The following is a 13,336-nucleotide window of genomic DNA, read 5'->3' as shown; positions in this document are numbered from 1 at the left end:
TACTAATTGATTTATACTATAATATAAGGAGGAATATATGAAGGGAATAGAACAATTATTTAAAACAAATATGACTCAAGCAGATATTGTTAGAGACGGGTATAACGTTTCTGCTGCTGCTCGAAGGTTTGGTATAAAAGAAACAGCAGATACACTATCATTTGATGTCGGCTGCCCAGGGGTAATGCATCCATTAGATGAGACTCCTGTCATTGAAAAAGTCTGGATTTTGCCTTTTTCAGGAGTTAAGGGTGATAAAGCAGAACGAGCTACTCAATTTGTTAATGCTCTGCGCATAACGGATTTATTAATTTTAGAGTGCGCCGAAGAAGCCGTAGCAATGATGCAAGCACTAGATGTTAGAGGCAAGCAAATACTAGATGTTAGAGGCAAAGTAATGCTATGCTCTATAATTGATGCTAATCAGCAATTATTTCCTGATTTTCAATTAGTTCGGGAGATAGTAAAGGCTAATATGAATATTGATCCAAATAACGTAAGTTACCCTGATAAATCTCCAGTAACAGATGGACAAATTGCAGAGCTATATATTCGTCCATATTTAGCTGAATTAGACGCAATAAGTCCAACCGAAGAACACAAAGAAGCAGAATCAACAGTGACGGCACCAGAAAAAGTAGATATAGGTGTATTAGCTCAACTAATGGTTGCTGATGGTAGCATCAATGGGTATGAGGATACATTACGAGAGTTAAAACAAAATCCAAATGATTTCAACTCGCTACACGAAGCAGTGTCGTCTTTATTGACCACAGACTTAGAGTTAAAAGTTAATGCTGTCCTATTGGGGCTGGATTATCTGGATAATTAGTATCTTTCATTAGTATCTATTATGGGTCTGGCAAACCGCAGATTTGTGATATATACACTAGTCTTATTAACGCACTCAATGTCATTCCCAGCAACGGCTGGAATCTAGGAATAAAAGCCTCAAATGCTTAGATGCACACTGGATTCCCGTCGTTGCTGAGAATGACATTGTAGAAGCAGTTTGTTGTCAAACTCACCATTTGTATACCTGATATGGTAAAGGTTTCAGGGACGTGAATAGATACGATAATTATTTAAATGAATGAGCTCTGTCATAATGATGGTTTTTCTCTAGACCACGCAATTATAGAGAATATTCAATAGATTCTATCAGATCGTCATCAACTATAATTCTAAGTTGATGATGTACTTTAACTTAATTGTGAGCGTTGTTCACGGTTTATAAAATTGAACATCAATATACGATAAAAAGCTAGTGACCAACGTCATTGCGAAGAGCTTTAGTTCTTCGCAATGACGACTTTTTTAAAAATCTCTGAACGCTCACCATTAATATTTCTACATATTTACTTAAGGCTCTTTTGTATTTCTTCAATACTCATCCATTCATTAATCAAATTATCTAATTTCAACTGTGAATATTCTAATTCTTTAGTTAAATCATAAAATTTATCCGGATTGACTAGATATAAATTATGGTCACTTAATTGAGCTTCCAATGATTTAATAGCTTGCTCTATAGTTTCTACTTCTAGAGGTATAGTTTCGAGTAATCGTTGATGCTTATAAGATAATTTAATAGCAGGTTTATTGGTCGTTGTTTCAGCAGCTTTTGTTGGTGCTAATTTTAAGGGTTTAGAACTAATTTGCGGCAAGGTCAGACGCTGATAATCTTCATAGCCACCAACAATATCAATTATTTGTTCTCTGGAAAATATTAGACTACGAGTCACTAACCTATCTAAAAAATCACGATCATGACTTACCATAATCAATGTACCCTCGTAATCACTAAGAATTTCAAGTAGCATCTCCAAACTATCCATATCCAAATCATTGGTTGGCTCATCCATAATTAATAAGTTGCCTGGCCTAGCCAAAATTTTGGCTAGTAGCAATCTACTGGCTTCACCTCCAGATAAAGTTGCAACTTTTGCATTTAATAACGCAGGATCAAACATAAATCTTTTTAAATATCCAGCAACATGCATCGCGTTGCCATTGGTTAGAAAAATTTGATCACCACCAGTGGGACACAAAGTTTGCCATAAACTGAGTGACGGATTAAGTGGAGTTTTATGCTGATCAAGATATGAAATTTCTAAATTAGTGCCATGAATTATTTTACCGATTTGCGGCAATAATTGTTTAGTCAATAATTTAATAAAAGTAGACTTACCGGAACCATTTGCACCGATAATCCCTATTTTCTCACCTTTTTTTACTTGAAAACTAAAATTATTAATTATTTTTTTATGCCCAAAGGCAAATGATACTGCATCTGCTTCGATAATAAATCTATTCTTTTTAACCTCCTCTGCCATGATGGCAGTTAATCTTTGTTTAGCCATACTTAATTTCAAGGTTTGTTGTTTTAAATTTTCGCGTAAATTTTTTAGATCAGCCAATCTTTTTTGATTTCTTTTACGCCTAGCAGTAACTCCAGCATTTAACCAATCATTTTCGACTTCAAGCTTACGATTTAACTTTCTGAGTACCGCCTCTTCTTGTCTCATCACCACTTCTTGCCATTCTTCAAAATATTTAAAACCTTGATCTGATTTACGCAACACACCACGATCAATCCACCAGATTTTATTAGTGACATTCGACAGATATGCACGATCATGGCTGATACAGATTACTATACCCTGATATGTTTTTACAAAATCTTCCAACCACTCTATTGCAGTTATATCCAGATGATTAGTTGGTTCATCAAGCAATAATATATCCGGCTTCAATACTAATACCTTAGCTAAATACGCTCTTCTAAGTTGCCCACCAGAACAATTTGATAAATTTAAGTTGCCATCAATTAGTAATTTATCAAGTATAATATCCGCTTGATATCTTTGACTATCTGGGTCATCAAGCTCACTTAGAACAAAATCGTAAATGCTATAATCTAAATTTGTTTTAATATCCTGTGTTAAATAGCCAATCTTTATATTGGGATCTTTAAAAATTTCTCCGGAATCCAGCTCATAATCACCAAATATCACTTTCATTAAGCTTGATTTACCACAACCATTACGACCGATTAAACAAATTTTATCTCCGGGATATAAATATATTTCAAGATCTGAAAATATAATTTTGTCCGCAAAATTTAAATTTCCCTGTTTTATATAATAAGCAATTGTCATATTGATTAATTTTTTGTAACTTTTTTAAAATTATGATATAATAAGAATTTAATAAATTTTTAGCTAAACACTTCTATGAGCAAACTGTTTCAACATACCGAACTCAAACAAACCCTTAAAATCACTACCAGTATGCAGCAAAGTATAGCTATGCTGCAAATGTCTGGTTTAGAGCTAAATAATTATGCCACCCAAGAATTAGCTAAAAATCCTTTTCTTGAAGATAATACCGTATATGAAGAACCAACTCAGCAAGATTCTATAGTAAAAGATATTGATTATTATAATGGAAATAAACAACAACGGGATTCAGAATTTGACTTCTTATCAAATATTGCAGCCGAAAAAACTTTGCGAGAATATATCCTTGAACAAATCAACATTGAAGTTAACAACCCTAAAGAACGTATTATTGCCTATAATTTATTAGATTCATTACAACCTAGTGGTTATATTGTATTTGATATTACCACTCTTGCTCAAACCTTAAAATGTAAGATCTCGCTTATCGATGAAGTATTATACAAATTACAAAAATTTGATCCACCGGGTATTTTTGCTCGTAACTTAAAAGAGTGCCTAAAACTTCAATTAGATGAGCAAAACGATGATAATAATAAAGCTCTCATTTTAATTGATAATTTAGAATTACTAGCTAAAAGCGAGCTTAAGCAATTAGAAAAAATTTGTGATGTCGATACTCACACTTTACATAAATTGATTGCAAAAATTAAAAAGTTAAATCCAAAACCCGGCAATGGTTTTAACACCGAACAAATAATATATAAAACTCCGGATGTTATTCTAACCTTTGATGAGAATGGTCTACCTCAAATAGAAATTAATCTTGAGTCTATGCCAAAATTGCGTTTAAATCATGAATTATCATTAAAAATTAAATTAGATGTAAATAATGAATCTGATAAACTATTTACTAAACAAGAATTAAGCTCGGCAACTTCTATCCTTAAAGCAATCGAAATGCGAGCTAAAACTATCTTAAAAGTTGCTACTGCCGTAGTAACAGAACAAATTAACTTCTTTAGTAAAGGAGTAATGTATTTTAAACCACTAACCTTAGCTAAGATTGCTGAAATTACCGGTTTAAATGAAAGCACTATTAGTCGTTCAATGGCAAATAAATATATCTCTACTCCAGATGGTATTTATGAATTAAAATATTTTTTTTCATCAGCTTTATCTGGAACAAAAACTACTGGCACTACTGTATCAAGTACTAAGGTTAAAGAGCTGATCAAACAAATTATTAATAGCGAAAATCAGGAATGTATTTTATCAGATGATGAGATCGCTGAAGAATTGCAAAAATTTAATATAAAAATTGCACGACGTACAGTGGCAAAATACCGTGAATCCATGGAATTACCAACTTCAGCTATTCGCAAAAAACAATTTAATAACTAAATTGCGCGAGCAACCAACGTCGTTGGACGACTTTTTCTAAAAACTGTGAACGCCTACAAACTTGTACATCGCAGATAGACGAAGGTCAAAATTGAAGAAGTGCTAGAAGTCATAGAGCTTTCGGAGCGGAGCGTACACTTAAGTACGTGAGCACCGAAAGTCTCTAATGACGACGACGCAATTCTCAATTTTCACCGAGTAACCGAGTATATCTCATGTTGGTTTAAATGCTTCATTGAATATACATACTACTTTCTTACCATGACGCACTGATAATTTTTGAAACACATGCTCAATAATTATCAAACTTTTATTATCAGTTGATAAGCGATAATTTACCATTGATTCTCTTAATTCTTCATCTACGGCAAAAATAGCCGGTAAATCAGCATTTTTATCTCTAAATTGCAAATAGGTAAACTCTCCATCATCAAAGATTTTAATTGGAGCAATCTCTTCTTGGCCACTTATTGAATAATCAAAATTATACTTTTCGGGATGTGTCAAGTCAGGCCCCGCAGATGCAGTAGAATAATTTCGTATATGTTCTTCTTCTTCTTCATCAGGGTATATAAATCTTAAATTGAATACCATTTCTGGATCTCTAATATCATTGGCCTCTTCAGCATATAGCTCAAATAAATAAGTTCTTTTATTAGTAATTAAAGTCATATTTGTAGTAGCATCTGTTTCTATGGGTTTGATAAAAATCCTATTACCCGCTGGCACCACTTGCCATCCCGTAGTATCACCCATCGAGATACTCACTACTTCTTCTTCTTTGGCTAATTCTATACTAGCTTGATAGTTATAATATCCTATAAATTTAAAAACATCATCAGGATTATATACCATTACCCTGATGCGACTATCTACCGGCGTAGGTCTAGACTCTCTAATCGCAAAGCTCGTTTCGTGACAAAAAATCAGTATTGACAAGATTGATATGTATACTGATCTTGTTGCACTAAATCGTAAATAAAACAAAGTATGGCAATTTAAAATTAGTATAATTAAATTTTTTATTTTAGGCATAATTCATTTCTGCTGTTTATCAACTAACTGTTTAAGTCTATAATTAGTTACAATAAAGTTAAATTTAGTTTCTGAAGGGACTGATATATCAATATCATCAATATCAAAACCCACTATTGCTTCCCAGATCTTGTTCTCTACAACATCACCACCAGTACTTTTAGCTAAACTCTCAAAAGTAATCGTTATTTCGTTGTTATCTGTATATTTTGATGATAATACTTTTACCACCGAACGTCTTACTTCTCTTTGATAACTCAAAATCGGTGATTCTAAATTATCAATATTCATTGCATTATAAAATTTTCTATAAGTTAATCTATTAGAAGTATTTTTAATAAACGTAAATTGTTGCTGCAACATATCATAATCATATTTTTCACGTTGTAGCACATAACCTCGCGCCATAATATCTGCTATCGAAGCTAAAGGATCACTTTCAATATAATCAGCACGAGTAATTATAGCTGAGCTCTGAGAAGCGTCACGAACATTTAAAGAATAACGCACCTGCTCTGACAAAGGAAATAATGATGATACATTTACGACAATTCCAATAAGCAATAAACAAAAAGTACAACTACACACAAACATCATCGATCTTTGTGAGAATGGCTTTAGATATTTTTCCTTATACCATTTTCTAGCTGATATAAAGTACTCACCAGATTTGATATACTCCTGTATAGAACCTAATACTGGATCTGTTTTCATATAATTTGAATCTTTATTCTATAAATCTATAAAACATTTCAAAATCATATCATAACTAAAATATTATATTGGCAGTTATTTAGTTGTTAGCAGATAAATCCAACTAAAAATTTACTCTTTGTTGCCATAGATACATAGAAATCATTAGAACCCTCATATAATTCATAAATAAATGAGGAATTTCTTATAGCTTGTGTACTAGATGATATTTAGTTACAACAGTAGATGGTTGAGTTACACCTAGAGTGCAAGCAAGTTTTTGATGACAAAATTACCATTTAGCATAGACTTCTAATTTAAGCTTAAGTTCTTGCTATAGTAATTGCGTAAACACACTGTGCTCCATTACTTTTTAACAATCTACTACACTCTTTAATAGTACTGCCGGTAGTCAGCACATCATCTACTAACAGAATATTTTTACCTTTAATGCAATGTTTTTGATTAAATTTGATACTACCATGAATATTCTGTATTCTAGCTTTTTTTGATAAAGCAGTTTGTGACTTAGTCCACTTATCCTTAATCAACAGGCGATAATCTACTGGTTTATTGATAATTATTTTTAATTCCTGAGCTAGTATATAAGATTGATTATACATACGGAATAATCGTTTAAACTTATGCATTGGTACCGGAACTATCAAATCAATATTTACTAATTCTGATTTATATCTGTAATATAACATTTTGGCCAAAACTTTTGCCATACCAGTTTTATCATAATATTTAAAAGCATGGATTATTTTACTACTATGTTCATCAAATATAAATAAACTACGTACCCAATCATATGGAGATTTTGTATTAATACATCGACCACACGACATATTATCAAAAATTGAGACATTAAGCTGGCAACCACAAATATAACAATATGGTTTGGCAATAAAATTTAATTTTTTCCAACAATCAGGACAAAAACCCTGTGCAGTAATAGTTAATTCAGCACAAGATAGACAGCGAGGAGGTAAAATATAATCAATAATAAAACAACAACAGAACCAAATAGACTTTAGGATCATGGGGATTGCTAAATTGCTATTGATTTATTGATAGTGTTTAATAAACTGAGTTAAGTTGTCATTGCGAGGGCTTAGCTCTCGCAATGACGGATCTTACTTTAATTGATACAGTTCAGCAAACACTCTCACCTTATTCAATATTTGTAATAACCAACCTGTAATAATTTTCTTTATATTGCAATAAATTGGCAGGAAGTTTTTGTTTTAAACGATGTAAATGTGCTTCTATAGTACTCGAATCAGATTCTGGATGATACTGCCAGATATTTTTTAACAAATCTTCTTTATTGATTTGATAATTATCAGCTTTGATCATCGTCGCAATTACCTCATTCTCTTTTTCAGTTAATTTACATTTAATTTGATTGTCCGCGATAGTGGCGCATTGCTGATCATATATCCATTGATTATTAATACAGCAAAAAATTTGTTGCCTTTCTCTATTACTAGTTATTACTTCTAGTAAGTGAGATAGGTGACATGGTAAACTAAATTTTACTTGTTCATTAGTAGATCTCTTCCAAAACTCTACTTCTGTGGATGATTTGTATGTCGAGCCGGCACTCAAATCCTCACGCACCAAAAAGTGCTCTGCGGTTTTGCGTTCCGTGTCTCCTTCAAATCCTCTCTTTGACGCTAGTTGCAGAAGAGATCTAGACCCCTTCCAAAACTCTACTTCGGCTTTATGGTCAAAAATTATCGTAGTTTTTATATGAAACCTATTAAACAAATGACCATAATCTCCATCAACAATTAATAAGTCTATTTTTTTATATTGATCAATTTCATAAATATTATTTAAAAATACAGATTCTATGCTTAAATCTCGGGATGATGATAGATGATCCTGAATTGTATCCCAAATTAATGGAATTGGACTAACGACAATTTCTACTCTCTTAATACCAGTAATACCCGCACTATTTGTCACGCTCTAACCAACTTCCTTCTGTTGGAGTTAGATCACTCGCTACCATTCTTCGATCATCAAAAACAAAACACTCGCCTTGCCATAAATTATTTTTATTCTGTGTATCCTCAAGATATTGCAATATACCACCTTTAAGATGATATACTTCATTAAAACCCAACCGTTGTAAATAAGCAGTAGATTTCTCACATCTGATACCACCTGTACAATACATCGCAATTTTTTTATCAGCCAACAAAGAAATGTTTTTATCCACCCATTCAGGAAATTCTTTAAATGTTGCTGTTTTTGGGTCTATTGCTCCATTAAAGCTACCAACAGCAACCTCATAATCATTTCTGGTATCAATAGTAATTACATCATCCAAGCAGATAAACTGATCCCAATCTCTAGGTTCTACATACTTACCTTTTAAACTATACACATCAAGTTCTCCTACATTCATTGCAATAATTTCAGGTTTAATTTTAACTTTTAATTTCTGAAACGGATGTTTATTGCTGTAGTTTATTTTAACATTTATTTCATCAGCTACGGTTAGCTTGATAATTTCATCCACTAATAATTTAACATTTTCATAGCTACCGGAAACCGAACCATTAACTCCCTCTGTTGCTATTAAAATAGTCCCCTTTAATAATTTCTTCTTACCTACCAACAAAATTTTTGGCAGTAAAATTTCGGGATTACTAATATTAACAAAACTGTAAAAACTTAAAATTGCGACTCTAGAACTATTCATATCTACTATAATTATATAAATTATTTATCAAATTTTGTCACTTGAAAACTCAGTAACCTTACCATTACTATACCATGATAAATATAGCGGTATACCACTAAAAGTAAACAGGCTTGCGATCATCAATGTAGTAATTGGAGTCTCATAAATTACCCAAAGCGAGAATATAACTGCAACTATTGCTGTGAACAGCTTAAATAAACTCCTATGTTCGCTCTTAGTCAACAAAAATTTTAGTAGCCCTACAGCGCAAACAAGATAGACAAATAAGAAAGAAGTTGTAGAGAAATTAATCATCGCCGTTACTTGTTGTACCATCGATTTATTAGCGGTCAATATTAACAAAATTATAATCCCTATTGTGCTGATGGTAATAGCAAATACTGGCGCCCCATTAACATTCTTTTTGGCAAAGATTTTAGGTAGAAAACTACTTTCGGCTAACCCCAAAGCAATTTGACCACTTACTAAAGTCCAAGCATTCAAAGTTCCTATACATACTATGGAAGAAATTATTGATATTAATAAGTGCCATTGCCCTCCAAAAACATGACGCGCAGCATCAACATATGGTGATCTTGAATGCATTAAATCACTGCCTTTTATCAATCCCATAATACTTAATACATTAGTAAAATAGAGAAAAGCTACAGCTAATGTTCCGGCAATTACTGCTCTTGGTATAATTTTTCCAGGGTTAGAAACAGAGCCAGCTGCGGTAGTCGCAGATTCAAGCCCAACAAACCCCCATATAGTTAATAAAACAATCTTAGCACAATTTGTAGAATTGCTATCATCCTTCACTGAATTATCAATAACAAAATTATCTAGATTGAAGTAGAATAATGCCCCGATTGGAACAATTATTAGCGGTAAGATTTTTAATGCCACTAATATTAGTTCGGCTGCTCCAGCTGCTTGTACTCCCCTAAAGTTGAGGCCAGTAATAATCAGCAATAACAATATCTCTAACCCAAGACATATAAATTGATTATTTATCTCAATCAACGGCAATAAATATCCCATAGCCTCTATTACTACAGCAGTAGAGCTAATCCATGAAACCAACCAGTAGGTCCAGCCAATAAAAAAAGCAGCATTTCTGCCAAATATACGCTCTACATATATATGAGGTCCACCAGTCTCAGGAAAATATCGACAAAGATTGGCAAATACCATTGCCAATGATAATACACCAATAATCGAAAAAGCCCAACTAACTACGCTCAAGAAACCAAAAGGGGCCAGATTAGTGGGTAATATTAAAATACCAGTACCAATCTGGCTACCAGTCACCAAGGCAAATACTGCCCAAAAACCAAGTTTATTATTCGACATATAAAACCAATTACGTAAAAATTATTATTTAATTCCTTAATTTCATGCATAAGATAATTACTTGTTACAAAGAGTGTTCACTAAACTAGTAACTCGTCATTGCGATGGCTCTGCCTGAAGCAATCCAGAAAAACTCGGTGTTAATTAAATTGACTGTATTGCTTCGACTTCGTCTCAAACAAGACGAGTCCTTACTTTAATTGACACAGTATAACTACACTTATATAGCGTATAAAAACAAAGAATTGATTAAAATGGATATAATAAAGATACAACGCCCCTACCCTGAGGCTTTCGAAGAGATATTGATTTAATGAAAAAATGAGATATCATATTATTTCTTAATGACTTAAAAGATTTATACCATATTTCATTATAATAAGCAAGATATTTAATCTTTATCATTTCAAATTGTTTGGTGGATTAATTTTCCAAATCACGTTATGATCAAAAATGCTTTAATTTTTATGCTAGGTATTTGTATATGGGGATAAGTTTAGGCCACTTAGTAGTAATTTTAGTGATAATACTTGTATTGTTTGGAGCTGGAAAGTTACCACAAGTAATGTCTGATTTAGGGAGAGGTCTTAAAGCCTTTAAAGATGGTATGCAAAATGATAATGATAAAAAACAAAATGACGATAATATATAATTAGATTAATTAAGTTTCTTTTTGATAAAATATTTCACTTACTAATTTGTGTTTAAAGCAAAAATTTAATATTTGATTTAACTCAAACTGCGAATCATATATCAATGCTATCTCTGTTGCTGCTAATATATTTTTGTTTTGCTGCACAGCTTTGAACCAATGATACTCTTCGATATTTATAGATTTCAGTACTGCTTTAAATTGTTTAGGATAGCTTATTAAACCTTGAACCTCAGGGTCTATTTCGTTTATTATAAGCTTATCCTCTGCTATTACTTCCCATAGTTGATATGCTCCTCTGGACACTTGCGCTAGATTAACAGCTTTATTTAAGATAAAATATAGCCTACCTAAATCTTCTATTATGACATTATTTGCTTGAGAAGAATCAAAAACATTAGCTGCATAATTAGTCACAGTATTAAAGATCATCAAATCAATACTGGCTAAATCGCTAGCTAAAGCTAAATCATTTTCTTTCAAAAAAGTAGGAAATAAGTTACCATATTCATCCAGGTTACCACTAGTTGATTGATGTAGAAAAATATATTTAAAAGCTAATTTAGCAAACCTATCCTGCAAATATTTAGCAGTATTAGTAAATTTGTTTTTAAGTGCCATTGTTAATTTAGCAAAATAATTTGCTTTGTAAATATCAAGCCCTGTTAACGGCATTGCCACAAAATTAACCGCTTCTTGATCACAAATAAAATTCTTAAAATTAATCTGCCATTCTCTAAGCAACATATTCTTTGATTACATCATTTACTTTCTCTGTTTGATCAATTAATTCCTGCAAAGCTGGAATATCTTGATCCTGTTCAAATATAACTGGACGTACGCCATAATTTTTAATGAAATACTTAAACAACACCAACACCGCCTCTGCAACTGTACCATTATGGCTATCAATTAATAATCCTTTAGCAGATTGACTAAACCCTGCTAAATGTATTTCATATATTGCATCGGTATTAATCTGAGCAAGATATTTTTCTGCTGCGAATGAAAGATTATAGCTACTAATATATAAATTACTTAGATCAAGTAAAATACCACAATCAGTTTTTTCTACCAATTGATTAAGAAAATCATATTCTGGGATTGTAGATTCCGGAAATTTAACGTATAAAGCAGGATTTTCAATTAGAATTCGTTGCCCTAAATAATCTTGTACTCGCTGTACTTTGTCACAAAAAAGCTGCAAAGAATCTGAGCAATATGGTAGTGGTAGCAAATCATGTAAGAATACGCCTTCAACTGCACTCCAAGCCAGATGCTCTGAAATTAGTACCGGCTTATACCGATTTATCAATTCTTTTAACTTTCTTAAATGATTACTATCTAAACAATCAGCAGAACCAAGAGATAATCCAACAGAATGAAAGCTAACAGGGTAATGAGTGGTTATTATTTCTAAAACATAATGATCATAATTACTGGTGGTAAAAAAATTTTCACTATGCACCTCAAACCATGAGATAGGCGGCATCAGAGTAGTCACTATATCATAGTGGACATCACGTAATCCTACACCACAACTATTAGGAATAATAACATTCTCATTTTTTAGACATTATTTACTCTCTACTGAGCCACCAACTTCTTGACAAGATCCACTAGCAACATACATCCATTCAGAGCAATCAAAATCTTTAGTAGCCAACCCCGCACAACTATGTGAGTTAGTAGCACAATCATTACGGCCGGCTTTTGCTATGCAGTAACATTTCTCCTGTGGTACATCATCATTATCTTGTGCTGCAATATCAGCAATATTAAGACTTAAAACACCAGTAACAAGTATTATGCTTAATTTATCACGCATTTTATTAGACCTTTGCATAAACTATATCTAGTTGATACTTTGTTGTCAAAATTTTACTCCAGCTCTCATGCGACCCTTGTCTGCATTTTTGTCTGAAAAATCCCATAACCTTCTAGGTAATGCAAAAGGTCTACAATAATTTATTTGAAATTATTAATAATTGGAATGGTAGTATTACTATTACTATTATGATGAGCATTCCTATTTGCAGATTCTATACAATTAAAAAAAGCATGACGCTCTTTTGATACCCAACCTGTTTCATTAGTTCTGACGTACTGAGCATCTTTATTTATAGACGAACAAAATTGTTGAGCTAATCCGGTTGCCTCATATAAATCATTATCAGAATAATCTACTACAACACTAGCTGGAGTAAAACTAATCATTTTAGGATGCGATTTTCCACTACACCCTATAAGCATTGCACAACATAAAATAGTAAATATAGCTTTATTCATAAAATTACCTTCTAAATTAATTTT

At 32.3% G+C, this 13,336-nt stretch carries 14 protein-coding genes; 3 read left to right on the top strand and 11 right to left on the bottom strand.

Annotated elements, in window-relative coordinates:
* The first annotated feature begins 37 nt into the window (after positions 1–37).
* Positions 38–832 carry a hypothetical protein gene (locus Trichorick_RS05700; RefSeq protein ID WP_323738042.1) on the top strand — a complete coding sequence of 265 codons (795 nt, stop codon included), beginning with the start codon at positions 38–40 and terminating at the stop codon, positions 830–832.
* A 526-nt stretch (positions 833–1,358) separates the two neighbouring features.
* On the opposite strand, the gene Trichorick_RS05695 is transcribed toward Trichorick_RS05700, so the two are convergent.
* A complete protein-coding gene (locus tag Trichorick_RS05695) occupies positions 1,359–3,161 on the bottom strand; it encodes an ABC-F family ATP-binding cassette domain-containing protein (RefSeq protein WP_323738041.1) in 1,803 nt (600 codons plus the stop codon).
* Between the two features lie 75 nt (positions 3,162–3,236).
* Between Trichorick_RS05695 and rpoN the strand changes: the two genes are divergently transcribed.
* A complete protein-coding gene (gene rpoN, locus Trichorick_RS05690) occupies positions 3,237–4,586 on the top strand; it encodes an RNA polymerase factor sigma-54 (protein ID WP_323738040.1) in 1,350 nt (449 codons plus the stop codon).
* A 213-nt stretch (positions 4,587–4,799) separates the two neighbouring features.
* Here the strand turns inward: rpoN and virB9 are convergent, their stop codons facing one another.
* From virB9 to Trichorick_RS05655, 6 genes are all read right to left on the bottom strand, one after another.
* Positions 4,800–5,621, bottom strand: a complete 822-nt coding sequence (gene virB9, locus Trichorick_RS05685; RefSeq protein WP_323738039.1) for a P-type conjugative transfer protein VirB9 — start codon at positions 5,619–5,621, stop codon at positions 4,800–4,802.
* Positions 5,622–5,624: 3 nt separating this feature from the next.
* Positions 5,625–6,335: a VirB8/TrbF family protein gene (locus Trichorick_RS05680; RefSeq protein WP_323738038.1), complete on the bottom strand. Its 711-nt coding sequence runs from the start codon at positions 6,333–6,335 to the stop codon at positions 5,625–5,627.
* Between the two features lie 302 nt (positions 6,336–6,637).
* Positions 6,638–7,360, bottom strand: coding sequence for a ComF family protein (locus Trichorick_RS05675; RefSeq protein ID WP_323738037.1), 723 nt, complete (start codon positions 7,358–7,360; stop codon positions 6,638–6,640).
* Positions 7,361–7,490: 130 nt separating this feature from the next.
* A complete protein-coding gene (locus Trichorick_RS09290; RefSeq protein ID WP_410250241.1) occupies positions 7,491–8,291 on the bottom strand; it encodes a winged helix-turn-helix domain-containing protein in 801 nt (266 codons plus the stop codon).
* Entirely contained in the window at positions 8,281–9,033 is a 753-nt protein-coding gene (trhO, locus tag Trichorick_RS05660; protein WP_323738036.1) for an oxygen-dependent tRNA uridine(34) hydroxylase TrhO, read from the bottom strand. Before trhO ends, Trichorick_RS09290 begins: the two co-directional genes overlap by 11 nt.
* Positions 9,034–9,060: 27 nt before the next feature.
* Positions 9,061–10,371, bottom strand: a complete 1,311-nt coding sequence (locus Trichorick_RS05655; RefSeq protein WP_323738035.1) for an APC family permease — start codon at positions 10,369–10,371, stop codon at positions 9,061–9,063.
* A 484-nt stretch (positions 10,372–10,855) separates the two neighbouring features.
* Between Trichorick_RS05655 and tatA the strand changes: the two genes are divergently transcribed.
* A complete protein-coding gene (tatA, locus tag Trichorick_RS05650) occupies positions 10,856–11,023 on the top strand; it encodes a twin-arginine translocase TatA/TatE family subunit (RefSeq protein WP_323738034.1) in 168 nt (55 codons plus the stop codon).
* 9 nt (positions 11,024–11,032) lie between these two features.
* On the opposite strand, the gene Trichorick_RS05645 is transcribed toward tatA, so the two are convergent.
* The 4 genes from Trichorick_RS05645 to Trichorick_RS05630 form a co-directional block, all read right to left on the bottom strand.
* Positions 11,033–11,770 (bottom strand): HvfC/BufC family peptide modification chaperone, encoded by a 738-nt coding sequence (locus Trichorick_RS05645; RefSeq protein WP_323738033.1) that lies wholly within the window; start codon positions 11,768–11,770, stop codon positions 11,033–11,035.
* Complete coding sequence (locus Trichorick_RS05640) at positions 11,760–12,515, bottom strand: DUF692 domain-containing protein (RefSeq protein WP_410250240.1); 756 nt, start codon at positions 12,513–12,515, stop codon at positions 11,760–11,762. The genes Trichorick_RS05645 and Trichorick_RS05640 overlap by 11 nt, the downstream gene beginning before the upstream one ends.
* An 84-nt stretch (positions 12,516–12,599) precedes the next feature.
* A complete protein-coding gene (locus Trichorick_RS05635) occupies positions 12,600–12,869 on the bottom strand; it encodes a BufA1 family periplasmic bufferin-type metallophore (RefSeq protein WP_323738032.1) in 270 nt (89 codons plus the stop codon).
* 122 nt (positions 12,870–12,991) lie between these two features.
* Positions 12,992–13,312, bottom strand: a complete 321-nt coding sequence (locus Trichorick_RS05630) for a hypothetical protein (RefSeq protein ID WP_323738031.1) — start codon at positions 13,310–13,312, stop codon at positions 12,992–12,994.
* Positions 13,313–13,336: the final 24 nt, after the last annotated feature.

Origin of the sequence: Candidatus Trichorickettsia mobilis (assembly GCF_034366785.1) — a bacterium.
Taxonomy (GTDB): domain Bacteria; phylum Pseudomonadota; class Alphaproteobacteria; order Rickettsiales; family Rickettsiaceae; genus Trichorickettsia; species Trichorickettsia mobilis_A.
The sequence above is the reverse complement of the archived record's forward strand: the minus strand, read 5'-3'. Positions and strand labels throughout refer to the sequence as shown.

Excerpts from the sequence above, each read along its gene's own strand:
- Trichorick_RS05700 (WP_323738042.1), top strand. The coding sequence starts at position 38 with ATGAAGGGAATAGAACAATTATTTAAAACAAATATGACTCAAGCAGAT.
- Trichorick_RS05695 (WP_323738041.1), bottom strand. The coding sequence starts at position 3,161 with ATGACAATTGCTTATTATATAAAACAGGGAAATTTAAATTTTGCGGAC.
- rpoN (WP_323738040.1), top strand. The coding sequence starts at position 3,237 with ATGAGCAAACTGTTTCAACATACCGAACTCAAACAAACCCTTAAAATC.
- virB9 (WP_323738039.1), bottom strand. The coding sequence starts at position 5,621 with ATGCCTAAAATAAAAAATTTAATTATACTAATTTTAAATTGCCATACT.
- Trichorick_RS05680 (WP_323738038.1), bottom strand. The coding sequence starts at position 6,335 with ATGAAAACAGATCCAGTATTAGGTTCTATACAGGAGTATATCAAATCT.
- Trichorick_RS05675 (WP_323738037.1), bottom strand. The coding sequence starts at position 7,360 with ATGATCCTAAAGTCTATTTGGTTCTGTTGTTGTTTTATTATTGATTAT.
- trhO (WP_323738036.1), bottom strand. The coding sequence starts at position 9,033 with ATGAATAGTTCTAGAGTCGCAATTTTAAGTTTTTACAGTTTTGTTAAT.
- Trichorick_RS05655 (WP_323738035.1), bottom strand. The coding sequence starts at position 10,371 with ATGTCGAATAATAAACTTGGTTTTTGGGCAGTATTTGCCTTGGTGACT.
- tatA (WP_323738034.1), top strand. The coding sequence starts at position 10,856 with ATGGGGATAAGTTTAGGCCACTTAGTAGTAATTTTAGTGATAATACTT.
- Trichorick_RS05645 (WP_323738033.1), bottom strand. The coding sequence starts at position 11,770 with ATGTTGCTTAGAGAATGGCAGATTAATTTTAAGAATTTTATTTGTGAT.
- Trichorick_RS05640 (WP_410250240.1), bottom strand. The coding sequence starts at position 12,515 with ATGCCGCCTATCTCATGGTTTGAGGTGCATAGTGAAAATTTTTTTACC.
- Trichorick_RS05635 (WP_323738032.1), bottom strand. The coding sequence starts at position 12,869 with ATGCAAAGGTCTAATAAAATGCGTGATAAATTAAGCATAATACTTGTT.
- Trichorick_RS05630 (WP_323738031.1), bottom strand. The coding sequence starts at position 13,312 with ATGAATAAAGCTATATTTACTATTTTATGTTGTGCAATGCTTATAGGG.